Below are 20,596 nucleotides of genomic sequence, written 5' to 3' on the forward strand. Positions count from 1 at the left end.
TATGACGTCGATTGCAAGTCGCGGCCTGACCCTGAGTTATCAGCGCCAGGTGATTATTGACGCGCTGGACATGCAACTGCCCAAGGGCAAGATCTCGGTGCTGATTGGCAGTAACGGCTGCGGCAAAAGTACCTTGCTCAAATCCTTTGCCCGACTGCTGAAACCGCAGCAAGGCTCGGTGATTCTCAACGGTGTGGATATCCAGCAAAAATCCACGGCGGCGGTGGCGCGTGAGTTGGCCATCCTGCCCCAGACACCGACGGCGCCGGAGGGCATCACCGTTCGCCAGCTCGTGGCCCTGGGCCGATACCCTTATCAGAGCTGGATGCAGCAGTGGTCGGCCGAGGATGAAACCATGGTCAATCGCGCGTTGACGCAGACCAGTCTGCAGGCGCTGGCGGATCGGCCGGTGGATGCCTTGTCCGGTGGGCAGCGCCAGCGTGCGTGGATCGCCATGACCCTGGCCCAGGACACCGGCATCGTGCTGCTGGACGAGCCGACGACCTTCCTCGACCTGGCTCACCAGATTGAAGTGCTGGACCTGCTGCGCGACCTCAACCGGCTCCAAAACAAAACCATCATCATGGTGCTTCACGATCTCAACCTGGCCTGTCGTTATGCGGATCATATGGTTGCGGTGCATGACCGTACGGCATTTGCCCAAGGCCGCCCTGAGGACGTCTTGACTCAGGCGCTGGTTAAAACCGTGTTCGATCTCAACTGCAGGATTATTCCTGACCCGTTCTTTGGTACGCCGATGTGCATCCCGTTTGGTCGGGAATTGCCGCAATGAATCTGGCTCACCACTTCACCGCGCAAGAATGGAACGTGCTGGGCGGTGGGTTGCGGTTGAAGGACTGCGCCGAACGTGACCCATTACGCTCGCTGATGGCGCGTGACCTGTTGCAGGAAAAGGTGTGCGAGCGTTTGCTGGACGCATTGAGCCCGGTCATTGGCTCACCGTCGCGGGCGATCACCGCCTCGCTGTTGGGCAAGCGCCTGTCATTCCTGGCAACCGGGGCCTGTTTGTACGCCATGTCGGTGTACGACAAAGGGCTGCTGCTGTCACTGGACAACACGGTGATCGAATACGGTCACGATGAAGGGCTATGGACGTCTTCGATGCCGCTGGTTCCTTCCCTGCCGCTGACGTACGGGGCAGGTGAGCGTGAGGCCTGGCGGGAAGCCGTGGTGCAGGCACTGTTTGCCGGACTGTTGAAGCCGCTGTGGCAAACCTTCAACCGTGTGAGTGGCGTTTCACGGCGCATCTTGTGGGAAAACACCGCCGTGCGCGTGTATTCGTTGTATGAAAAACGCATGGCGAAAATCGATGAGCCGTCGGTACGCGAGCGCTATGAGGCGGACTTCAGTTGGTTGCTGACTCAGGCAGAACCTGCTCTGTTCGGCCTCGATTACAACCCGCTGAGCCATTTCCGCCGACCGCCGACACTGCTCGACGAGGGCCAGCGCAGCATTCGCTTTCGGCGAACCTGCTGCTTCTACTACCTGGCTACTGAGCCCGCTGAATATTGTTCGACCTGCCCACTGCTACGCCCGGGGAAATGCCGATGAGTTATCAGATCAACCCTCGCCAGCAGCCCGTCACCCCGGAGTTGCTCAACGCCTACCGGTCGATCCCTTCGTCCACCATCGGCCATTTTTCTGATCAGGGTTTCCTGCGGGGGATCAAGCCGCTGTTCAACAACATCCGCATGGTTGGCACTGTCGTTACCGTCAAAGTCTTCCCGCCGGATGGCAGCATTTTGCGTGAGGCTTTGTTATTGAGTGAGCCGGGCGACGTGCTGGTGATCGAATGTGTGGGCGACGAGGAGTGTGGTTGCTGGGGCGAACTGCGCACCCTGGCCGGGCTGATCAAAGGGTTGGCCGGGGTGGTGGTGTCGGGTGCGGTCACGGATGTCAGCGCATTGCGTCGCCATGGGTTGCCGATCTTTTGTCGGGACGTCAGTGCGTACACGACTCGTGGCATTGGCGCCCATGGGGAAGTCAATCAGTCGATCAGTGTGGGCGAGGTTCAGGTGCAGCCGGGGAGCCTGGCCATTGGTGATGATGACGGTGTCTTCATCCTCGATGCCCAGCGTGCGGCCGAGCTGCTTCCCGAACTCTTGGCCAAAGAGGAAATGGACCAGCAGCGCCGGGCTGAATTCTTGCAGAGGCTCAATCAGCGAAGGGGCTGACTTCCCGAGCTGAAATGAAAAGGGGCAACTGTGCAGTTGCCCCTTTTTTGCGTCTATCGGTCAGAAGCCGAATTTGTCTCGCAGTCCGTAATACCAGGCGCCCAACGCAGCGAACGGTGTACGCAGTAGTTGTCCACCGGGGAACGGGTAGTGGGGCAGGTCGGCAAATGCGTCGAAACGTTCAGCCTGGCCACGCAACGCTTCGGCCAACACCTTGCCCGCCAGGTGTGTGTATGTCACACCGTGGCCGCTGCAACCCTGGGAATAGTAGATGTTGTCGCCCAGGCGTCCGACCTGAGGAAGACGCGACAAGGTCAGCAAGAAGTTGCCGGTCCAGGCGTAATCGATCTTCACGTCCTTGAGCTGCGGGAAGGCCTTGAGCATCTTCGGCCGAATAATCGCCTCGATGTTCGCCGGATCCCGTGCGCCGTACACCACGCCACCACCGAAGACCAGACGCTTGTCGCCGGTCAAACGGTAGTAGTCGAGTAGGTAATTGCAGTCCTCGACGCAGTAATCCTGCGGCAACAGGCTCTTGGCCAATGCTTCGCCCAAGGGTTCAGTGGTGATTACCTGAGTCCCGCAGGGCATCGATTTGGCGGCCAGTTCCGGCACCAGATTACCGAGATACGCATTGCCCGCAACGATGATGAACTTGGCTCTGACCTTGCCCTGAGGCGTATGCACCACCGGATTCGCGCCGCGCTCGATGCGCACCGCTGGCGATTGCTCATAAATGGTGCCGCCCAGCGACTCGACAGCTGCCGCTTCGCCCAACACGAGGTTCAGCGGATGAATGTGCCCGCCGCTCATGTCGAGCATGCCGCCGATGTACTGATCGCAAGCGACCACTTCACGGATGCGGCGCTGATCCATCAGTTCAAGCTGCGTGTGACCGAAACGTTCCCACAGACGCTTCTGGGATTCGAGATGGCCCATCTGCTTGGCGGTAATGGCGGCGAATACACCACCGTCCTTCAAGTCGCACTGGATATTATATTTGGCAACCCGCTCACGAATGATCCGCCCACCTTCGAACGCCATCTGCCCCAGCAACTGAGCCTGCTTGGGACCGACACTGCGCTCGATCACATCGATGTCGCGGCTATAGCTGTTAACGATCTGGCCACCGTTACGCCCCGATGCACCAAAACCTACCTTCGCCGCTTCAAGCACCGTGACCCGGAAACCGTTTTCCAGCAGAAACAGGGCAGAGGACAGGCCGGTGTAACCGGCACCGATCACACAGACATCAGTCTCTACGTCATCCTGCAAGGCCGGGCGCGGCGGAACCGCATTGGCCGATGCGGCATAATAGGATTCCGGGTAGGGGGTGTTCGCCATCCTGCAGCCTCTGTTTAATATATTTTACGAGTGCATCGATCCTACCCGAGTTAAAAATCGACCGCCAGCCACCGCAAAATCTTCTTTGCGGCGGCAAAATTAAATATTTTGCATATTCATAGGGTTAGCTCGAAAAAAGGTGTTGACACCCCTCCGGAATTCCGTAGAATGCCGCCTCACAGCAGGCACGTAGCTCAGTTGGTTAGAGCACCACCTTGACATGGTGGGGGTCGTTGGTTCGAGTCCAATCGCGCCTACCAAACAAAATCCGCTCTGCTGGGCGGTCTAGAAGGGCTCACCGAAAGGTGGGCCCTTTTTTGTTGCCTGCGATTTGCAAAACTCCCACCTCAGAACGCCAATTCGGCGCCCACCTCCAGGTACTCGATCTTCTTTTCGTCGTGCCCCTCCTGATAGTGCTTCGTCATCTTCTCGTCCGCATGCCCCATCAAAGCCTGGATGTATTCCTGTGGGAATTTCTGCTGCTCATACAGCCATGCCCCTAAAGCGCGGATCTCGTGAAAAGTGGGTCGCTCGCCGGCCGGCACATTGTCGTAGGCGTGCGCGGCATCCCTGGCTTTGCTGAACTCCTTGGTCAGATAGTCCGGGGTCTGTTTGACGTTTTCCAGGCTGATGACTCTGGGCTTCTTCTTGCCTGCCCACTTCAGGCCGATCCACGACAGGTTACGAATCTCGCGCTTGCGCGGTTGGCCACCGGCTGCCTGGCTGTGGTGCGTGTAGTCCGGCGACATGTGGAACCAGCCAACGGCCTTGCCGCCGCATTCGGTGTCCGGATCACCATCGAATACGTCCGTGGTGTAATGCACGGCGCCCGGGTGATTGACGGTGTGCATGCTGATCGCCTGAGGGCTGTGATTCTTGGCTACGTTCACAGCCCGACCCAAGCCCATTTCCAAGCCGGTACCGGCTCCGCCACCACCACAGAAGAAGTCGACAACGATCTCATCGTCCTGAGTGCTGAAGCCGAGTCTGTATTGAGTTTTGAAATCGAAGGGGTGTTTCTTCTGTTGTACGGACATAGAGGATCCTCGCCGGCTGGCGTGATTCGTTGAAGTGAGGTATTTGTGTTCAGCCCGGCATGGAGCCGGATCAAGGAGATCGAAATGGTGTTAGTGGATAGGCCGTACCCAGTTGTCTATGAGCATCGAGGCGTTAAAGCGAAGATTGATTTCGAATGGGATAGCGACAGTGATTCTGTGCCAACAGGACTTAGAATCGCTGTTGAGATCAAAGAAAGGCAGGTTGAAGCAATCCGTGAAAATGCCAAGTACAACAGCTTCAATGAGGCGTTAGCCCGCGGTAAAGCATTGGCGAGGCTAGACATCGATTTGACTCTTGGGCCTGATCTTTCGGCTTGAAAACAGTACTCAGCGCAATAGGTGAGGATGGGTCAGGCGGTGATGCGTTCGCCGATCACCTTGTTGGTGAAGATGACGGAATGCTCGGTGGTCAATTCGAATTGGCCGCGCATGTATCGCAGTCCATGCTCTTGTCGCCGTAGTCCTCCGACTCAAGGTGCATGACAGTGGCGCAGTTCGGGTATTTGCATTCGTCCTGGCCGCGATAGTCCCATTCGTCGTAGTCGCGCTCGGCGACCTTTGCCAGCGCCTCGGCTTTGGTCTTCGCATCTTCTGCGTATTGGCAGGGCTTGCAGGTAAAGCCGTCCGGGTGACCCCATGGCATTTCCGTCAGTTTTCAACGGTGAGTGCACACAGGCGACAAACGTTGTGTTTATCGCAAACCGAGTAGCTGTATTTCTCACCGCTTTCGTTGCACTTTGCGCACCCTGACACCCAATGTCCCGTCCTGAATAAGGTTTACACCTTCATGTAAACCATTCGAGGGAGTGGGGAGCTTTGCAGCTGGAATGGCTGACAACAAAAAGCCCGCGCATGGCGGGCTCTCTGTATGGGGTCAAATCCTTTTGTCTGCTCAATCTGCGCTGCGTTCTGTGAGTGTTTCGTGAAAAGCATGTCGATGGAACGAAAAAACCCGGCACTTGGCCGGGCTCTCTGTAGATGGGGCCAAATCCTTTTGGCTGGCTGCATTGTGCAGGGTGGTTGTGACGAAGGTGTGACAGGGCAGATACGAAAAGCCCGACTCTGGGTCGAACTCGATGATGGATGCCTATATTGATACCGCCAAGGCATTACGCCTCACAAGCAGTTGGATCTTCATAGACTTCGCACCACGCAGCCTTCATTAGCGGCTTGCACTGCGCGTCAAACTTCCCCCTCAGCTTGGCAGTGCTAGCCAGGGTCATCGACCCTGGCATCTCCTCGCCTATGTCCACCATTTTTTGCGCTACGGCGTTCTGGACTTCGCTGTATCTGGCCAGTGAATCATTGAGCGGCTTCACGGTCATATCGCTGACCTTTGCATTCAGGACGTTCAAATGAAGCGTGCAGTAATAATGTTCATGGCCATTTCGGGCTCTCTCCTGCTGGGAGGCTGCGGGCCTCACTGGGACGACGGAGAAAGGTACGGTCGAGATCGTGATCGAGGTCATGATTACCGTCGTGGATACGACCGAGGTTATGATGATGATCGAGGGTATGACCGCCGATATGATCGTCGTGACAATGATCAGGGGTATGATCGCAATCACGGTCGTGATCGTGATCGTGACGATAGAGACGACTGAAGGCGCTGGTCATCGGCTAGCGAGCGACGGCGGTGACAGGCTCTCCTCGGGCCGGTCAATGACCACCCGGTTTGCCGATTAGCTTCAGCGGCACGGGTTGCCAGTGATTCAGGCGTAAGATAGCGGTGCTACCTCATCAAAAGGAGCCGCATATGATCGCCGACCAAATGAACAAGCAGGTATCTGAGGACAGAACTGTTTGGGATCAATACTTCTGTGCTGCGTTGATTGCGGAAAGCAATCTGACGGCACCGGTTGTCGGAGGGGCTACTCATGAAGACAGGCAGAACCTGTTGATTGAAAGGGCCAAAGCTCTCGCCGACAAGATGATGGAAAACAGAAAATAACCAGAGCCCAGCCATCGCGCTGGGCTCTTCACATCTGGATCTCGGCATTGATGCAGCGCTAATGAATCAGGCAATCAAGTCTACTTTGCCGCTAGCAAGGCGATAGACGCCTCCTACTATCTTCAACGTGCCCTTGCTGAGCGCATCAGTCAGCAGTGGTGAGGCATTTTTAAGGCGGTTGACCGAGTCTTTGACATTCTGCGCTGTAGCGTTGTCGATAAGGCTTCCGGGTTGATTGAGCACTTTCTCGATGGCAGGTTTAAGTGCGTCAGTCAATTTTGGGATGTGGCCAGGGAAAACAGTGTGATCTTTTACTGCCTTTATACCTGCGCTGATCGCGCCGCAGCTCTCATGCCCCAGTACGAGGATCAGTGGTGCGCCGAGCACCGCGACAGAGTACTCAAGGCTTGCCAAACCCTCATCGGTAACGAAATTGCCCGCGACGCGTATGGCGAAAAGATCGCCTCGTGCAGTGTCAAAAGCATACTCAGGGGCAATACGGGAGTCAGAGCAGCCGAGTACCGACACGAACGGGTTCTGACCGGAGACCAGGGCTTCCCGCTCTGACTTGAAGTCGTGTGTCTTGGAGTTGCCGGAAACATACCGTTCATTTCCCTCCATAAGCCTTTGAAGTGCCATGTCAGGAGTGATGGAGTTTTGTGGTTTTGGCGGAGCAGCGGTTTTCTCGGCAGCCTGAACGAATGTGTCGGGCAGTGCGCCGGCAAGTAGCAGAGCGCCTGCTCCTAGTCCGGCAAACTGAAGAAATCTACGACGACCACTCGCGTTTTGAACAGGGTTTGAATCACATGATTTACACATGATCTTGTGTACTCGGGTCAGTTGATGGGAATGACTTGCTGTTGGGGGCAAGTGCTTCCAGGGACCTTCGGCACTTGTGGTTGGAGTCTAGACGGGATGTAACGTTATGCTGCTCAGGGCTTGCTGCCAGGCAATGTAGGTGCGTGGGTTCGGTCGCTTTTAGTAGCGAGAACGTCAAATGCTTTCAAGCGTTTTCAAAAACTCCCGGATGTGTCCGGCCGCCTCTTCAGGCGCAACCTGAAGCAGGCAGTGCGGTGCTTCGATTTCAATGATTCGTGTATCACCGTTCATTGAAGAGACCTGCGCAGACGCTGTCCCTGGAACCACTGAATCATGCGTAGCGCGAAGGTAAATAGTCGGTACGCTGACTTGGGCGAGCTTGGCGGATACGTCAACGGCAAGAACCGATCGTAGTCGTGAACGCATTACCGAAGGGCTCACTTGAGTGATGGCCTGACGCAGAGTTGCGCGCAAGGCGCTCGTGGAAAACCGGCCGAGCAATACTTTGCTGATCCATCCGACAGGTGCAAGGCTGAACGGCAGTGCGCCGAGCAAAAAACTCAAGTGACTGAATATGGGTCTTGGATTGCGTGCGAATGTGCTGCATAGCACGAGTCCCACTTGCCGGGGGAGTTGTCTGGCGCTCAGGGAAATAGCAATCGGTCCCGAGAAGGATTCACCCAGCAGTACGAATGGGCGGTCGGTCGGCAGCGACTCTCGGACCAGCGACTCCAGCGCTGTGTAGCTCAGCGGAATATTGGGGGGATAGGTGATGATTAGCGTATCGAGTTCGCGCTCCATGATGGATGCAAAGGCTGCGAACAATTCACCTGTCCCGTCCATTCCAGGTAGTAGAACCAGTGTGGGAGTTGATCGATTCATGTGTTCCGTCCTTGCCTGCGAATCGTTGGCGTCGACCAGCGTTATGGCCAGTGATATCGCCGGCCTAATGGAAGGCCCGCAGCGCTAGACGGCACTGTAACGAGGGGATTGCCCCCTCGTTACAAATGTTGCATGAAGAGCATGAATCACTACTGGCGTGGTTTCATCTCAACAACGTCGGACCTGCGTGGTAGGTCCAACCCACTAAAACCAATCTTACCTGGCGTTCAACTTCTTCAGTTCTTCATAAGTCGCCGACTGTACAAACCAGAAGCCGGAGATGATGCACCACGTCAGGGTGCCGGTAATGAAAACGCCTGCCCCGGACCAGAAGCCCTGAACGAAGATCATGACCACTGCGGCGATCCAGATAACGGCCAGTGCGACGTACAGAACTACGTTGTTTACGCCAATTACGAACTCTTTCACGTCTATTCCCTTTTGAATGTTTATCCTCTGGCTCCTTACGCAAGGGCCAGTGGGCGGCATGATAGGGAGATAGCTGGCTGTTCGCCAGTCATGTCGCCCTGAGCAGGCAGGCTTCGAAAAAAACGTCCTCAGCCTGTGGGTGCCTGGCAGGCAGATTTGAAGATTTTGGACTACTACTGACAAGCCCATTTCCTTCTCCCTGTCAGGAGCATCCCTATGCTGTTTCACTGGTTTCTTGCGGCGATCCACCTCTTGGCTGTTGCCTTGGGCCTCTGGGCGGTGCTCACCCGAGGGACGGCGTTAAGCCGCCTGGTCGCCGGTACGGCGCAGGTTCGCAGCGTGCTGATTGCCGATAACGTATGGGGCATCTGTGCGGGTATTTTGCTGATCACAGGTTTGATGCGGGCCTTCGGTGGGTACGAAAAAGGCACCGACTATTACCTTCATCAGCCGTTGTTCCATCTGAAGATGACGCTGTTCGTGATCATTCTGCTGCTTGAAGTGGCACCCATGATCACCTTGATCAAGTGGCGGATCGCCTTGGGCAGGGGCGCTTCGATTGACCAGGGTCGAGCCCGGCTGTTTGCACGCATCAGCCATATCGAAGCGCTGTTGTTGATGTTGATGGTGATTGCAGCCACCGGCATGGCGCGCGGTGTGACCTTCGGCTAATAACGGCGTGATTCGTCGGGGTTAAAGCGAATAATCTGACAGCCACGGCTTGGCCGAAGCCGGTAGCATCGGCTTCACGTAATGGGGGGAGGAGGCGAGTGCTCAGCAAAATGCCGAGCATGAATCTTTAGCCAGCCATTGCGCTGTAACGAACGGGCTGGCTACTGACTGCAGCAGGATTCAGGGAGTCTGCGGTTTGTCTGGAGCGGTGAGGCCAGCCTGAATGCGCTGATAGATTTCTTCGCGATGAACCGCAACGTCTTTCGGGGCATTGATGCCAATTCTGACTTGCTGGCCGCTAACGCCCAGAATGGTGATCGTAATGTCATCACCAATATTTATGCTTTCACCGACTTTGCGGGTGAGTATCAGCATGGTCTTCTCCTTGATTGCTTTGTAGGGCACCTGATTCGGACAGTGCAGAGGTCGGTGGTATGTATAGATTAGTGCGAAGTCTCACGGTTTGGGTGCCTCTTTCTGACGCGCAGATGCTGCATTAATTCCCAAGGCGTAACTATACAGAGGCCGCAACCATCATTCTCGTTGTTTTGAGCCCATTTTGCGGCACTCGGGAAGTAATCATGGATGCTAAAATCGCCGCTTTAAGCATTCTGAGGGAAGCGTTGTGCGCAAAATGGTCTTGGTAATCGCGGTACTGGCGCTGGCGGGATGCGGTGAGGGCAAGAGTGTTGAGGCGCAAAAGCCGCAATCGGCAGCTGCGGCTGCACCTTCGGTGGCATCCGCACCACAATGGGATCTCGAAGTTCGAGGCGAAACACCTCAGGCGGTCAGCGATTTGAGCGGCTGGCTGATTGAGCACAGTTTCGTTTCCAATATCGTCAAGGAAAATGGAAAAACCCGGATTCTGCTCGGGCCATTCAGTTCGAAAGCCGAGGCCGAGGCCAAACAGACAGAAGTGCGCGCGGCGCTCACCCGGGCGAAGAAACAGAACATCGAATTGCTGGTTGTCGACCATCCCGTGACCCGATAACAGTCTATTCCAGGGGGATTTCGACGGAACGCCTTAAAGGGGATCCACATTGACTCGTTTCTAGACGTAGTCACTGTCGATTCCCAGTAGGAGTTCCCCCCCCATGGCCTCCGCCACCCCTTACAAAATATTCGACGCAGTCCTGCTGCGCAAAAGGGCGCTGAGTCCTCATTTGATGCGTGTCACTCTGGCCGGTCCGATGGTTACCGAAATGGCAACCTGGGCACCGGACCAGCGCGTGAAGCTGTTCTTTCCGGCTGTGGACGGTTCGCCTGCGAGGCTCGCTCATGGCGATGGATGGTACGCACGTTACCGCTCGATGCCGGTTGCCCAGCGCCCGGCGATGCGCACTTACACCATCCGGCATTTGCGTGCCGAGCAGGGCGAAGTGGATATCGACTTCGTGTTGCACGGCGAAACCGGCCCTGCATCCCGTTGGGCAATTCATGCAGTGGCGGGTGAACCGATCCAGATCGTCGCACCTGATCGCCAGTTTTCGGCACAAGACGCGGGCGGTTTCGAATGGAAGCCGCCTCAACAGCTCAAGCATCTGTTACTGGTCGCCGATGCCACGGCCTTGCCCGCGGCGCTCGGCATTCTGGATGAGCTGGCAGTGCTTGCCGTGCCACCGATAACCCAGGTGTTTTTTGAAGTAGACAGCGTGGACGATGCGTTGCCGGTTCCTGACTGGCCCGGGCTTTCGGTGGAATGGCTGATTCGAGATCACGCCACCGCGACTGGCGCGGGTTCGCTGATGGTCGACGCGGTCTGTCGGGCAATTCTGCCGTCATCCGCTTCGAAAGCATTCGAAACGGTGGAACTGGCGGAAGTCGATGTCGACGAAGACATGCTCTGGGAAACGTCCGACTCTGCCCGTGATGGCTTCTACGACTGGATCGCCGGGGAGACGGTTGCCGTGATGAGTCTGCGCAAATACTTGATCAAGGAATGCGGCATTGCCAAGGAATCACTCAATCTGATGGGCTATTGGCGCTACAACAAAGTGGACGGTTAGAAACGACAAAGGCCTCGGGTATCAAACCCGAGGCCTTTGTGTTTTCAGCGAGCGCTTAGCCGCAGGTTTTCATGTCGATCGGGCCGACAAACTCGTTGCCGCGGCCCATGACGCACGCCACGCTTTGGTTGCGCTGTCGTTCCCAGGCCTCTACCGGATAGGTTTTGTTCCAGGCTTCGTAGAGCTGTCGATCCTGTTTCGACAGGCGCAGACCGTACTGCTTGCTCATGTAGAAATACGTTCGGGCGATCATGCCGCGTATGGACGGGCGGGGCATGACCTTCTTCGCCTTGAAGTCGACCTGGGTCAGGCAAGAGCCATATTGACCCGACTGCACCGGCAACCAGCCGAAACTGAAGTTGCTGCGATCGCCATTCACTTCACCAATGCTAGGCACCAGGTTGTGCAGGTCGGCTTCGGCCTTCTGGTAGGTCGGATCGTAGCGCGTGCAGTTCTTGCGCCCACCTTCTTGCCAGCACTGACGCTGATGGCCGATCTGCCAGGCCGGAACAATGTGCTCCCACTCGATGCGGGAAGCGCGCTTGGCGTTTTTACGCGGTACATAACCGCAGGCTGCGAGGTTGACCTTGTTGCCGGTGTATTTGCACCCGCAATAGAACTCTGTGGATTGCGGTGCGTAGAGCTTCCAGGCAACTTTCTTGGCTTCGTTGAAAGTGCGTGGGGCGGCAGCCTGGGCGCCGACGGTTATGAACAAAAACAGCAAAGCAAACCAGCGGACACTCATTGACTCAATCTTCCTTCGGCACAACCCAAAAAATCTGCACGCCGCCATCGTCGCGATAGGCGAGGGTGACGTTGTCGTTCTCGTCGATTTCTTCGAGCAATTGTTCCCACTCATCCACGGGTTCGTCCGGTAGACGGAAGATCAAGGCTGCTTTGGCTTTTTGAGCGGTAGGGGAATTGATGATTTTTTGAACGCGCATACCCATGCGTGCATAGGAGTCAGGAGAGGCAGAGGTGGTGGCCACGGAATTATCCTTATTAAGCTGTACGTGCATACAGTATTTAACTGTAAGCATTTTCGCAACTGCTTAAAATTCAAGAAAATCCTCTGACAGCAATTTTTTCCGTTTGGTGTAGGACGAAGCGAAGTTTTTTATCGAAATATCGGAAGGGAGTGTGAGCCACTCGCCTGGGTAGGCGAGTGGTGAAAGCAGTGCCCGACCGGAACCGGTCAGGCGAGGGCGAATCAGTATTCCCAGAACATCCGTTGCAGCTCTTTGCTGTCGTTGGTCTTGGTCAGTGCGACCATGGCCAGGATGCGGGCCTTTTGCGGGTTCAGGTCATGCGCCACAACCCAGTCGTACTTGTCGTCTGGCTGTTCGGCGTTACGCAGTACGAAACCGCCGGCGTTGACGTGGGACGAGCGAATGATTTGCACGCCGTCCTTGCGCAGGGCTTGCAGCGACGGGACTACACGGGCCGAAACAGAGCCATTGCCGGTACCGGCGTGAATGATGGCTTTGGCGCCAGACTGAGCCAACGCTTTGTAGGCGGTATCGCTGACATTGCCGTAGGAATAGGCGATTTCGACGTCAGGCAGGCTCTTGATGGTTTTGATGTCGAATTCCGAGTCCATGGTGTGACGCTTGGCCGGCAGACGGAACCAGTAGGATTTGCCCTCGACCACCATGCCCAGTGGGCCCCAGGCACTTTTGAACGCCTCGGTCTTGATGTTGATCATTTTGCTGACGTCGCGACCCGACTGGATTTCGTCGTTCATGGTCACCAGTACGCCTTTGCCGCGTGCCTCTTTGCTGCTGGCAACGGCCACTGCGTTGTACAGGTTCAGCATGCCATCGGCCGACATGGCGGTGCCTGGGCGCATGGAGCCGACAACGATGATTGGCTTGTCGGTTTTTTCCACCAGGTTCAGGAAGTAGGCAGTTTCTTCCAGGGTGTCGGTGCCGTGGGTGATAACGATGCCGTCGACGTCTTTGCTGTCGGCCAGTTCAGCCACGCGACGACCCAGTTGCAGCAGGTTGTCGTTGGTGATGCTTTCGGACGCGATCTGCATGACCTGTTCGCCACGAACGTTAGCCAACTGGCTGAGTTCCGGAACCCCGGCGATCAATTGTTCGATGCCGACTTTTGCCGCTTGATAGGTAGCGCTGTTAGCGGCGCTGGCAATGGTGCCGCCGGTGGCCAGGATCACCACGTTCGCCAGTTTCTGTTGGGTTTCGACTTCTTTTGCCTGAAGGGCAGTAGGCAGGAGCAGCAAGAGGGCTAAAGCGCCCGGAACAAAGGTCTTGAAAGCAGATGTCATTATTTTTCTCTCTAGTAGTGAGACGGTGCTGATGCAGGTTCATCTAGATGCGCCCCAAGCGGATCTGAACGCTTGGGGTGAATGAGATGAGCAGGATCTGTACCAGTCGTACTTTGAATCAGAAAAATTTTTAACTTGATGATTCGTATCAGTATTTATTTGATTGGCCAGAATGGTTACACAGTCTGTTGTCCGGGTTTCCGAACGCGTTGAGCGTTTGTGTTCGGCTCTCCGAAAAGTACTACGACCTCTGTAGAAAAAATCGCCTTGCGAGATTGCGAATCAGTGCTAAAGAAACCCGCGCTTCGGTCGATGTTCCTTTAAAGGATCTTTCTACTCAGGAGTTCACATGTCGTTATCCATTGGTATTCCATACGCCGCAGGCGTCACCATCGGCGGCAAGTCCGCCGCTACGATTCAAGCGTTGAGCGATCAGACGGCCGATGCCGCGGATCAAGCGTTGGGTACGAAGGAAAGCGACAGCAAGCAAGTCAGAACCGGCGCTGACGGCTTGGAAAAAAGTGCGCAGGCGTCGACTGAAACGGATGGCGCCGACAACGCTTCGGTGGCGGAAAAGATTTTGCTCAAGCGCCTGAAAGAACTGCAAGAGCAACTGCGTCAGCAACAGCAACAATTGGCAGCGGCCCAATCGGCGTCTTACCCGACGCCTGAAGCCAAGACCACCGTAGTGATGGCGATTCAGGGGCAAATGGCCGATACCACTGCTGCAATAATGGAAACGGCCAACAGCCTTTACAAGGAAATGGCCAAGCGATCGGGTGACGGATCGGTGGTTAACACGACGGCCTAACGTAAATACCCGGTGTTTGCCGGTTACCCCGCAAAACGTCTTTCCCGGCCGTTGACAAATCACGGCAGGGTTCGCATAGTTCGGTCTCCGCAAACGTTTGCGCGGTGCTCCCGGTGGTTTCCATCAGCGAGCGCAATGAAGCCTACGCCAGCGCAAGCGTTGCTCACAATAATCATAAGATCGGAGTGAACCCATGAAGCTGCCATTCGCTGGACGTCTTCTCGCTGTCGCTATGCTGGCTGCCGCATCCGTCGCGTTGCCCGTCTCTTCGGCCTTCGCCGAGACTGAAAAACCCAAAGTCGCGCTGGTCATGAAATCCTTGGCCAATGAATTCTTCCTGACCATGGAAGACGGCGCCAAGGCCTATCAGAAAGACCACTCCGGCGATTTCGAGCTGATCTCCAACGGCATCAAAGACGAAACCGACACGGCTGGCCAGACACGCATCGTCGAGCAAATGATTCTGGCCAAGGTCAATGCGCTGGTCATCGCGCCGGCTGATTCCAAAGCCATGGTTCCAGTTATCAAGAAAGCCATCGATGCCGGTATCACCGTGATCAACATCGACAACCAGCTGGACCCGGCTGTGGTCAAAAGCAAAAACATCACCGTACCGTTCGTAGGCCCGGATAACCGCAAAGGCGCGCGTCTGGTGGGCGAGTACCTGGCCAAGCAACTGAAGGCCGGAGACGAAGTCGGCATCATCGAAGGCGTTTCAACCACCACCAACGCACAGCAAAGAACCGCAGGCTTCAAGGATGCGATGGAAGCGGCGCAGATCAAGGTCGTCTCTATGCAGTCCGGTGACTGGGAAATCGACAAAGGCAACAAGGTTGCTGCCTCGATCCTCAGCGAATACCCACAAGTCAAAGCCCTGCTGGCCGGCAACGACAGCATGGCCGTCGGCGCAGTATCCGCCGTGCGTGCAGCGGGCAAGGCCGGTAAGGTGCAGGTGGTCGGTTACGACAACATCAACGCCATCAAGCCAATGCTCAAGGATGGCCGCGTTCTGGCCACCGCTGACCAGTTTGCAGCCAGGCAAGCGGTGTTTGGCATCGAGACTGCGCTGAAGATCATCAAGGGTGAGAAAGTCGACAGCGGCGCCAATGGCGTGATCGAAACTCCGGTAGAGCTGGTCACCAAGTAGTCCTTCTGGCGACACAACGGTGCTCGCCCGTCGGGGCGAGCGCATGGAGAGTTTTTATGTCAGTTTCTGCCCCGAACGCTGTCCTCTCGGTCAGCGGTATCGGTAAGACCTACGCCCAACCGGTCCTGACCGGCATCGACCTGACGCTGATGCGCGGTGAAGTGCTGGCGCTGACCGGCGAAAACGGCGCGGGAAAAAGCACGCTGTCGAAGATCATCGGCGGGCTGGTCACGCCGACCACCGGCCACATGCAATTCCAGGGGCAGGATTACCGCCCCGCAAGCCGCACCCAGGCCGAAGACCTCGGCATCCGCATGGTGATGCAAGAACTCAATCTGTTGCCGACCCTGTCGGTGGCGGAAAACCTGTTTCTCGACAACCTGCCCAGCAAGGGCGGCTGGATCAGTCGCCGGCAATTGCGCAAGGCAGCGATCGAAGCCATGGCCCAGGTCGGCCTCGACGCGATTGACCCGGACACGCTGGTGGGCGAATTGGGCATCGGTCACCAGCAAATGGTGGAGATCGCCCGCAACCTGATCGGCGATTGCCACGTGCTGATTCTCGACGAACCGACCGCGATGTTGACGAACCGTGAAGTCGAGATGCTGTTCGAGCAGATCACTCGACTGCAAGCTCGCGGCGTGTCGATCATCTATATCTCGCACCGTCTCGAAGAACTGGCGCGGGTCGCCCAGCGTATTGCGGTACTGCGCGATGGCAACCTGGTTTGCGTCGAGCCGATGGCCAATTACAACAGCGAGCAATTGGTGACGCTGATGGTCGGCCGTGAACTCGGCGAACACATCGACATGGGCCCGCGCAAGATCGGCGCTCCAGCCTTGACGGTGAAAGGGCTGACCCGTTCCGACAAGGTTCGCGACGTGTCCTTCGAAGTGCGCGCTGGCGAAATCTACGGGATTTCCGGTTTGATCGGGGCAGGGCGCACCGAGTTGCTGCGCTTGATCTTCGGTGCTGATACCGCGGACAGCGGCACGGTTGCACTCGGTTCGCCAGCACAGGTCGTCAGTATCCGTTCGCCGGCTGACGCGGTCGGTCATGGCATCGCCCTGATCACTGAAGACCGCAAAGGCGAAGGCCTGCTGCTGACTCAATCGATCAGCGCGAATATTGCCTTGGGCAATATGCCGGTGATTTCCAGCGGTGGCTTCGTCAACAATGGTGACGAGATGGCGCTGGCCCAGCGTCAGATCGACGCCATGCGCATCCGCAGCTCCAGCCCGACGCAACTTGTGTCGGAACTGTCCGGCGGCAACCAGCAGAAAGTCGTGATCGGCCGGTGGCTTGAGCGTGATTGCTCGGTGATGCTGTTCGACGAGCCAACGCGTGGCATCGACGTCGGCGCCAAGTTTGACATCTATGCCTTGCTCGGTGAGCTGACCCGTCAAGGCAAAGCGCTCGTGGTGGTGTCCAGCGATTTGCGTGAACTGATGTTGATCTGCGACCGCATCGGCGTGCTCTCGGCGGGACGTCTGATCGACACCTTTGAGCGTGACAGCTGGACTCAGGATGATTTGCTTGCCGCCGCGTTCGCCGGCTACCAAAAACGTGATGCGTTGCTCAATGAAGCAGCGCCTAGGGATCTCGCATGAATACTGCAGTGACTGTCGGCAAACGTAGTGGCAACTTCTACGGCCTCGGTACCTATCTGGGGCTGGCCGGTGCCTTGCTGGCAATGGTCGCGCTGTTCTCGGTTCTGAGCAGCCATTTCCTGTCCTATGACACCTTCAGCACCCTGGCCAACCAGATTCCGGACTTGATGGTGCTGGCGGTCGGCATGACGTTTGTGTTGATCATCGGCGGCATCGACCTGTCAGTGGGCTCGGTGCTCGCGCTTGCGGCGTCAACGGTCAGCGTGGCCATTCTCGGTTGGGGCTGGAGCGTATTGCCTGCGGCGCTACTCGGAATGGCGGCGGCAGCACTGGCCGGGACCATCACCGGTTCGATTACTGTGGCGTGGCGGATTCCGTCGTTCATCGTGTCCCTCGGTGTGCTGGAAATGGCCCGCGGCGTGGCGTATCAGATGACCGGATCGCGCACGGCCTACATCGGTGATGCCTTTGCCTGGTTGTCCAACCCGATTGCCTTCGGCATCTCGCCATCGTTCATCATTGCCTTGCTGATCATCTTCATTGCCCAGGCCGTGCTGACGCGTACCGTGTTCGGTCGTTACCTGATCGGCATCGGCACCAACGAAGAGGCGGTGCGTCTGGCAGGGATCAATCCGAAGCCCTACAAGATCCTGGTATTCAGTCTGATGGGGCTGCTGGCCGGCATCGCAGCGCTGTTTCAGATTTCTCGCCTGGAAGCGGCGGATCCGAATGCCGGCTCCGGGTTGGAGTTGCAAGTGATCGCCGCGGTCGTGATCGGCGGCACCAGTTTGATGGGTGGCCGCGGTTCGGTCATCAGTACGTTCTTCGGGGTTCTGATCATTTCCGTATTGGCGGCCGGTCTCGCGCAGATCGGCGCGACTGAACCCACCAAACGCATCATCACCGGCGCAGTGATCGTGGTGGCGGTGGTGCTTGATACTTATCGCAGTCAGCGCGCAAGCCGGCGGACCTGAGTCATGGCAACAATCAAGGATGTGGCAGCGCTCGCGGGAATTTCCTACACCACGGTTTCCCACGTCGTGAACAAGACCCGGCCGGTGAGCGAAGAGGTGCGGGTCAAGGTTGAGGCAGCGATCAAAACTCTCGACTACGTGCCCAGCGCCGTGGCCCGGTCTCTCAAAGCCAAAACCACGGCGACCATTGGGTTGCTGGTGCCCAATAGCCTCAACCCGTACTTCGCCGAACTGGCGCGCGGCATCGAGGATTATTGCGAGCGTAATGGCTACTGCGTGATTCTCTGTAACTCCGATGACAACCCGGACAAGCAGCGCAGTTACCTGCGCGTACTGCTGGAAAAGCGCATCGACGGGCTGATCGTTGCTTCGGCTGGTGGTGACGAGGGGCTGGCGGAGGGCCTGGCAGGTGTGCGTACGCCGATGGTGATCGTCGACCGTGGACTGAAAGGTGTGAATGCCGACCTGGTGCGAATCGATCACGAATACGGCGCTTATCTGGCGACCCGCCACCTTCTGGAATTGGGGCACCGGGACATCGCCACTATTGGCGGCCCGGCGAGTACCAGCGTGGCGCAGATGCGTCTGGCCGGTTATTGCCGTGCCCTGAAAGAGGCGGGAGTCGAAGTATCCAGCGAGCGCATGCTGGAAAGCGACTTCACCAGCACCGGTGGTTACAACGCGGCCGCGATCCTGTTGGAAGAGAACCCGCCGAGCGCGATCTTCGCCGGTAACGACATGATTGGCATCGGTGTGCTGCGAGCGGCGGCCGAGCGCAACATTCGTGTACCGACAGAACTGTCGGTGATCGGCTTCGACGATATTCAGATGAGCCGCTATGTGTACCCGGCGCTGACCACCGTGGGGCAGTCGATCCTGCAACTCGGCGAGATGGCGGCCGAAGTGCTTTTAAGAAGAATCGCTACACCGGATATGGCCACCGATCAACGGATCGTGACGCCCAGTATTGTCCTGCGGGAGTCGACTGCGCCGCTGGCCGACGTGTTCGCACAGTTCCGTTGAAATAGAAAGCCGCTGAATCGAAAGCACCGCTGAAACAGAATTGATGAGTAGTGACGTATGCCAGCAAAAGTAGTGGTTATAGGCAGCCTGAACATGGACCTGGTCACCCGGGCGCCACGGTTGCCCCGTGGCGGTGAAACGCTGATCGGCGAGTCGTTTGCCACGGTTTCCGGTGGCAAGGGCGCGAATCAGGCAGTCGCCGCGGCGAGGCTGGGGGCGCAGGTGTCGATGGTCGGTTGCGTGGGCAGTGATGCCTACGGCGAAGAGTTGCGCGGGGCGCTGTTGGCCGAGCAGATCGATTGCCAGGCGGTCAGCACCGTCGATGACTCCAGCGGCGTAGCGTTGATCGTGGTCGATGACAACAGCCAGAACGCAATCGTGATCGTTGCCGGTGCCAATGGTGCGCTGACGCCAGCGGTGATCGACCGCTTCGATGCAGTATTACAAGCCGCAGACGTGATCATCTGTCAGCTGGAAGTACCGGATGCCACTGTCGGTCATGCGCTCAAGCGCGGCCGTGAGTTGGGTAAGACCGTGATCCTCAACCCGGCGCCGGCCAGCCGCCCACTGCCGGCGGACTGGTACGCGTCTATCGATTACCTGACACCCAACGAAAGCGAGGCCTCGGCGCTGAGTGGTTTGCCAGTGGATTCTCTGGCCTCCGCCGAAACCGCTGCGACCCGGTTGATCGCCATGGGTGCCGGCAAGGTCATCATCACCCTTGGTGCTCAAGGTTCGCTGTTCGCGAACGGCAAAGGCTTCGAGCATTTCCCTGCGACGAAGGTGAAGGCTGTCGATACCACGGCGGCTGGCGACACCTTCGTCGGTGGTTTCGCCGCCGCACTGGCGGCCGGCAAAAGCGAAGCTGACGCGATCCGTTTCGGCCAGATTGCTGCGGCGCTGTCGGTGACCCGTGCTGGCGCGCAACCCTCGATTCCCACCTTGTCCGACGTACAGGCCTTTAAAGCACCATGAAAAAGACACCTTTGCTCAACGTCGCGCTGTCGCGGCTGATCGCTTCCCTGGGTCATGGCGACATCGTGGTGATCGGCGATGCAGGTTTGCCGGTGCCACCTGGCGTTGAACTGATCGACCTGGCCCTGACCCACGGTATCCCGGATTTCGTCAGCACGTTGAAGGTTGTGCTCAGCGAAATGCAGGTCGAGAGCCATATATTGGCCCAGGAAATCCTGGATAAAAAACCTTCGGCGTTGGCGACGCTCGATGAGCTGAATGCCAAAGGTGCGCTGGGTCATCGTGAGCTGCTCGGTCATGACCAATTCAAAGTCCTCAGCCGACAGGCACGGGCGATTGTTCGTACGGGTGAATGTCAGCCGTACTGCAACATCGTGCTGGTGGCAGGGGTTACGTTCTAACTCGCTGTTGTC

27 protein-coding genes, 1 tRNA gene and 1 pseudogene are annotated in these 20,596 nt (G+C 57.2%); 17 read left to right on the plus strand and 12 right to left on the minus strand.

The features are described 5' to 3' along the window. Position 1 precedes the first annotated feature (1 nt). Genes ACYZTZ_RS07395 through ACYZTZ_RS07405 form a run of 3 tightly spaced genes read left to right on the plus strand, consistent with a single transcriptional unit; the run spans position 2 to position 2,195 of the window. Positions 2–793, plus strand: a complete 792-nt coding sequence (locus ACYZTZ_RS07395) for an ABC transporter ATP-binding protein (protein ID WP_461997676.1) — start codon at positions 2–4, stop codon at positions 791–793. Then, positions 790–1,572, plus strand: a complete 783-nt coding sequence (locus ACYZTZ_RS07400) for an IucA/IucC family C-terminal-domain containing protein (protein WP_461997677.1) — start codon at positions 790–792, stop codon at positions 1,570–1,572. Before ACYZTZ_RS07395 ends, ACYZTZ_RS07400 begins: the two co-directional genes overlap by 4 nt. Next, positions 1,569–2,195: an RraA family protein gene (locus tag ACYZTZ_RS07405; RefSeq protein WP_461997678.1), complete on the plus strand. Its 627-nt coding sequence runs from the start codon at positions 1,569–1,571 to the stop codon at positions 2,193–2,195. Before ACYZTZ_RS07400 ends, ACYZTZ_RS07405 begins: the two co-directional genes overlap by 4 nt. Before the next feature lie 60 nt (positions 2,196–2,255). Here ACYZTZ_RS07405 and ACYZTZ_RS07410 read toward each other — a convergent pair whose 3' ends face one another. Next, positions 2,256–3,539, minus strand: coding sequence for an NAD(P)/FAD-dependent oxidoreductase (locus ACYZTZ_RS07410; RefSeq protein WP_461997679.1), 1,284 nt, complete (start codon positions 3,537–3,539; stop codon positions 2,256–2,258). Between the two features lie 183 nt (positions 3,540–3,722). Here ACYZTZ_RS07410 and ACYZTZ_RS07415 point away from each other — a divergent pair. Continuing rightward, positions 3,723–3,799 (plus strand) — tRNA-Val (locus ACYZTZ_RS07415). Positions 3,800–3,886: 87 nt separating this feature from the next. On the opposite strand, the gene ACYZTZ_RS07420 is transcribed toward ACYZTZ_RS07415, so the two are convergent. After that, positions 3,887–4,084, minus strand: coding sequence for a tyrosine-type recombinase/integrase (locus tag ACYZTZ_RS07420; RefSeq protein WP_177014432.1), 198 nt, complete (start codon positions 4,082–4,084; stop codon positions 3,887–3,889). A 63-nt stretch (positions 4,085–4,147) separates the two neighbouring features. After that, a pseudogene (locus tag ACYZTZ_RS07425) lies at positions 4,148–4,576 on the minus strand (DNA cytosine methyltransferase); the annotation flags it as partial. Positions 4,577–4,621: 45 nt separating this feature from the next. Here ACYZTZ_RS07425 and ACYZTZ_RS07430 point away from each other — a divergent pair. Beyond that, complete coding sequence (locus tag ACYZTZ_RS07430) at positions 4,622–4,915, plus strand: hypothetical protein (protein ID WP_415770088.1); 294 nt, start codon at positions 4,622–4,624, stop codon at positions 4,913–4,915. A gap of 91 nt (positions 4,916–5,006) precedes the next feature. On the opposite strand, the gene ACYZTZ_RS07435 is transcribed toward ACYZTZ_RS07430, so the two are convergent. Further along, positions 5,007–5,240 carry a hypothetical protein gene (locus ACYZTZ_RS07435; protein ID WP_461997680.1) on the minus strand — a complete coding sequence of 78 codons (234 nt, stop codon included), beginning with the start codon at positions 5,238–5,240 and terminating at the stop codon, positions 5,007–5,009. Positions 5,241–5,706: 466 nt separating this feature from the next. After that, the gene (locus ACYZTZ_RS07440) at positions 5,707–6,066 is read right to left on the minus strand and encodes a hypothetical protein (protein ID WP_462000734.1); all 360 of its coding nucleotides are present in this window, start codon (positions 6,064–6,066) and stop codon (positions 5,707–5,709) included. On the opposite strand from ACYZTZ_RS07440, the gene ACYZTZ_RS07445 reads away from it, so the two are divergent. Beyond that, positions 5,953–6,201 carry a hypothetical protein gene (locus ACYZTZ_RS07445; protein WP_461997681.1) on the plus strand — a complete coding sequence of 83 codons (249 nt, stop codon included), beginning with the start codon at positions 5,953–5,955 and terminating at the stop codon, positions 6,199–6,201. The two genes, ACYZTZ_RS07440 and ACYZTZ_RS07445, sit on opposite strands and share 114 nt — an antisense overlap. Before the next feature lie 152 nt (positions 6,202–6,353). After that, positions 6,354–6,548, plus strand: coding sequence for a hypothetical protein (locus ACYZTZ_RS07450; RefSeq protein ID WP_095128577.1), 195 nt, complete (start codon positions 6,354–6,356; stop codon positions 6,546–6,548). Positions 6,549–6,614: 66 nt separating this feature from the next. Here ACYZTZ_RS07450 and ACYZTZ_RS07455 read toward each other — a convergent pair whose 3' ends face one another. The 3 genes from ACYZTZ_RS07455 to ACYZTZ_RS07465 all read right to left on the minus strand — a co-directional run bounded on the left by ACYZTZ_RS07455 (position 6,615) and on the right by ACYZTZ_RS07465 (position 8,678). Continuing rightward, entirely contained in the window at positions 6,615–7,367 is a 753-nt protein-coding gene (locus tag ACYZTZ_RS07455) for a carbonic anhydrase (RefSeq protein WP_461997682.1), read from the minus strand. 174 nt (positions 7,368–7,541) lie between these two features. Next, positions 7,542–8,249, minus strand: coding sequence for an alpha/beta fold hydrolase (locus ACYZTZ_RS07460; RefSeq protein ID WP_461997683.1), 708 nt, complete (start codon positions 8,247–8,249; stop codon positions 7,542–7,544). Between the two features lie 216 nt (positions 8,250–8,465). After that, entirely contained in the window at positions 8,466–8,678 is a 213-nt protein-coding gene (locus tag ACYZTZ_RS07465) for a hypothetical protein (protein WP_033061943.1), read from the minus strand. 216 nt (positions 8,679–8,894) lie between these two features. Between ACYZTZ_RS07465 and ACYZTZ_RS07470 the strand changes: the two genes are divergently transcribed. Beyond that, entirely contained in the window at positions 8,895–9,350 is a 456-nt protein-coding gene (locus tag ACYZTZ_RS07470; protein WP_046047717.1) for a DUF2214 family protein, read from the plus strand. A gap of 180 nt (positions 9,351–9,530) precedes the next feature. Here ACYZTZ_RS07470 and csrA read toward each other — a convergent pair whose 3' ends face one another. Further along, positions 9,531–9,725, minus strand: a complete 195-nt coding sequence (gene csrA, locus ACYZTZ_RS07475) for a carbon storage regulator CsrA (RefSeq protein WP_007938114.1) — start codon at positions 9,723–9,725, stop codon at positions 9,531–9,533. Positions 9,726–9,975: 250 nt separating this feature from the next. On the opposite strand from csrA, the gene ACYZTZ_RS07480 reads away from it, so the two are divergent. Next, complete coding sequence (locus ACYZTZ_RS07480; RefSeq protein WP_056744459.1) at positions 9,976–10,341, plus strand: SPOR domain-containing protein; 366 nt, start codon at positions 9,976–9,978, stop codon at positions 10,339–10,341. A gap of 103 nt (positions 10,342–10,444) precedes the next feature. After that, positions 10,445–11,356 carry a siderophore-interacting protein gene (locus tag ACYZTZ_RS07485; protein WP_461997684.1) on the plus strand — a complete coding sequence of 304 codons (912 nt, stop codon included), beginning with the start codon at positions 10,445–10,447 and terminating at the stop codon, positions 11,354–11,356. A gap of 55 nt (positions 11,357–11,411) precedes the next feature. On the opposite strand, the gene ACYZTZ_RS07490 is transcribed toward ACYZTZ_RS07485, so the two are convergent. The 3 genes from ACYZTZ_RS07490 to ACYZTZ_RS07500 all read right to left on the minus strand — a co-directional run bounded on the left by ACYZTZ_RS07490 (position 11,412) and on the right by ACYZTZ_RS07500 (position 13,643). Then, positions 11,412–12,101, minus strand: a complete 690-nt coding sequence (locus ACYZTZ_RS07490) for an endonuclease (RefSeq protein WP_461997685.1) — start codon at positions 12,099–12,101, stop codon at positions 11,412–11,414. A 4-nt stretch (positions 12,102–12,105) separates the two neighbouring features. After that, positions 12,106–12,396, minus strand: a complete 291-nt coding sequence (locus ACYZTZ_RS07495) for a DUF1654 domain-containing protein (RefSeq protein ID WP_461997686.1) — start codon at positions 12,394–12,396, stop codon at positions 12,106–12,108. A 170-nt stretch (positions 12,397–12,566) separates the two neighbouring features. Next, entirely contained in the window at positions 12,567–13,643 is a 1,077-nt protein-coding gene (locus ACYZTZ_RS07500; protein WP_461997687.1) for an asparaginase, read from the minus strand. A 349-nt stretch (positions 13,644–13,992) separates the two neighbouring features. On the opposite strand from ACYZTZ_RS07500, the gene ACYZTZ_RS07505 reads away from it, so the two are divergent. The 7 genes from ACYZTZ_RS07505 (at position 13,993) to rbsD (ending at position 20,584) form a co-directional block, all read left to right on the plus strand. After that, on the plus strand, positions 13,993–14,454 hold the full coding sequence (locus ACYZTZ_RS07505) for a hypothetical protein (RefSeq protein WP_461997688.1): 462 nt from the start codon (positions 13,993–13,995) through the stop codon (positions 14,452–14,454). A gap of 193 nt (positions 14,455–14,647) precedes the next feature. Beyond that, on the plus strand, positions 14,648–15,601 hold the full coding sequence (locus ACYZTZ_RS07510; RefSeq protein ID WP_461997689.1) for a substrate-binding domain-containing protein: 954 nt from the start codon (positions 14,648–14,650) through the stop codon (positions 15,599–15,601). A gap of 56 nt (positions 15,602–15,657) precedes the next feature. After that, entirely contained in the window at positions 15,658–17,211 is a 1,554-nt protein-coding gene (locus ACYZTZ_RS07515) for a sugar ABC transporter ATP-binding protein (protein WP_461997690.1), read from the plus strand. Then, positions 17,208–18,185 carry an ABC transporter permease gene (locus ACYZTZ_RS07520; protein ID WP_056744476.1) on the plus strand — a complete coding sequence of 326 codons (978 nt, stop codon included), beginning with the start codon at positions 17,208–17,210 and terminating at the stop codon, positions 18,183–18,185. Before ACYZTZ_RS07515 ends, ACYZTZ_RS07520 begins: the two co-directional genes overlap by 4 nt. Before the next feature lie 3 nt (positions 18,186–18,188). Further along, positions 18,189–19,208 carry a LacI family DNA-binding transcriptional regulator gene (locus ACYZTZ_RS07525; RefSeq protein WP_461997691.1) on the plus strand — a complete coding sequence of 340 codons (1,020 nt, stop codon included), beginning with the start codon at positions 18,189–18,191 and terminating at the stop codon, positions 19,206–19,208. A gap of 57 nt (positions 19,209–19,265) precedes the next feature. Next, the gene (gene rbsK / locus ACYZTZ_RS07530) at positions 19,266–20,183 is read left to right on the plus strand and encodes a ribokinase (RefSeq protein WP_461997692.1); all 918 of its coding nucleotides are present in this window, start codon (positions 19,266–19,268) and stop codon (positions 20,181–20,183) included. Beyond that, positions 20,180–20,584, plus strand: a complete 405-nt coding sequence (rbsD, locus tag ACYZTZ_RS07535) for a D-ribose pyranase (protein ID WP_461997693.1) — start codon at positions 20,180–20,182, stop codon at positions 20,582–20,584. The genes rbsK and rbsD overlap by 4 nt, the downstream gene beginning before the upstream one ends. Positions 20,585–20,596 lie beyond the last annotated feature (12 nt).

Source organism: Pseudomonas sp. LB3P58 (genome assembly GCF_054897895.1).

Excerpts from the sequence above, each read along its gene's own strand:
- ACYZTZ_RS07440 (WP_462000734.1), bottom strand. The coding sequence starts at position 6,066 with ATGACCTCGATCACGATCTCGACCGTACCTTTCTCCGTCGTCCCAGTG.
- rbsK (WP_461997692.1), top strand. The coding sequence starts at position 19,266 with ATGCCAGCAAAAGTAGTGGTTATAGGCAGCCTGAACATGGACCTGGTC.
- ACYZTZ_RS07510 (WP_461997689.1), top strand. The coding sequence starts at position 14,648 with ATGAAGCTGCCATTCGCTGGACGTCTTCTCGCTGTCGCTATGCTGGCT.
- ACYZTZ_RS07410 (WP_461997679.1), bottom strand. The coding sequence starts at position 3,539 with ATGGCGAACACCCCCTACCCGGAATCCTATTATGCCGCATCGGCCAAT.
- ACYZTZ_RS07445 (WP_461997681.1), top strand. The coding sequence starts at position 5,953 with ATGAAGCGTGCAGTAATAATGTTCATGGCCATTTCGGGCTCTCTCCTG.
- ACYZTZ_RS07460 (WP_461997683.1), bottom strand. The coding sequence starts at position 8,249 with ATGAATCGATCAACTCCCACACTGGTTCTACTACCTGGAATGGACGGG.
- ACYZTZ_RS07500 (WP_461997687.1), bottom strand. The coding sequence starts at position 13,643 with ATGACATCTGCTTTCAAGACCTTTGTTCCGGGCGCTTTAGCCCTCTTG.
- ACYZTZ_RS07435 (WP_461997680.1), bottom strand. The coding sequence starts at position 5,240 with ATGCCATGGGGTCACCCGGACGGCTTTACCTGCAAGCCCTGCCAATAC.
- csrA (WP_007938114.1), bottom strand. The coding sequence starts at position 9,725 with ATGCTGATACTCACCCGCAAAGTCGGTGAAAGCATAAATATTGGTGAT.
- ACYZTZ_RS07520 (WP_056744476.1), top strand. The coding sequence starts at position 17,208 with ATGAATACTGCAGTGACTGTCGGCAAACGTAGTGGCAACTTCTACGGC.
- ACYZTZ_RS07525 (WP_461997691.1), top strand. The coding sequence starts at position 18,189 with ATGGCAACAATCAAGGATGTGGCAGCGCTCGCGGGAATTTCCTACACC.
- ACYZTZ_RS07450 (WP_095128577.1), top strand. The coding sequence starts at position 6,354 with ATGATCGCCGACCAAATGAACAAGCAGGTATCTGAGGACAGAACTGTT.
- ACYZTZ_RS07395 (WP_461997676.1), top strand. The coding sequence starts at position 2 with ATGACGTCGATTGCAAGTCGCGGCCTGACCCTGAGTTATCAGCGCCAG.
- ACYZTZ_RS07455 (WP_461997682.1), bottom strand. The coding sequence starts at position 7,367 with ATGTGTAAATCATGTGATTCAAACCCTGTTCAAAACGCGAGTGGTCGT.
- ACYZTZ_RS07405 (WP_461997678.1), top strand. The coding sequence starts at position 1,569 with ATGAGTTATCAGATCAACCCTCGCCAGCAGCCCGTCACCCCGGAGTTG.
- ACYZTZ_RS07495 (WP_461997686.1), bottom strand. The coding sequence starts at position 12,396 with ATGCTTACAGTTAAATACTGTATGCACGTACAGCTTAATAAGGATAAT.
- ACYZTZ_RS07515 (WP_461997690.1), top strand. The coding sequence starts at position 15,658 with ATGTCAGTTTCTGCCCCGAACGCTGTCCTCTCGGTCAGCGGTATCGGT.
- ACYZTZ_RS07485 (WP_461997684.1), top strand. The coding sequence starts at position 10,445 with ATGGCCTCCGCCACCCCTTACAAAATATTCGACGCAGTCCTGCTGCGC.
- ACYZTZ_RS07490 (WP_461997685.1), bottom strand. The coding sequence starts at position 12,101 with ATGAGTGTCCGCTGGTTTGCTTTGCTGTTTTTGTTCATAACCGTCGGC.
- ACYZTZ_RS07505 (WP_461997688.1), top strand. The coding sequence starts at position 13,993 with ATGTCGTTATCCATTGGTATTCCATACGCCGCAGGCGTCACCATCGGC.
- ACYZTZ_RS07400 (WP_461997677.1), top strand. The coding sequence starts at position 790 with ATGAATCTGGCTCACCACTTCACCGCGCAAGAATGGAACGTGCTGGGC.
- ACYZTZ_RS07470 (WP_046047717.1), top strand. The coding sequence starts at position 8,895 with ATGCTGTTTCACTGGTTTCTTGCGGCGATCCACCTCTTGGCTGTTGCC.
- rbsD (WP_461997693.1), top strand. The coding sequence starts at position 20,180 with ATGAAAAAGACACCTTTGCTCAACGTCGCGCTGTCGCGGCTGATCGCT.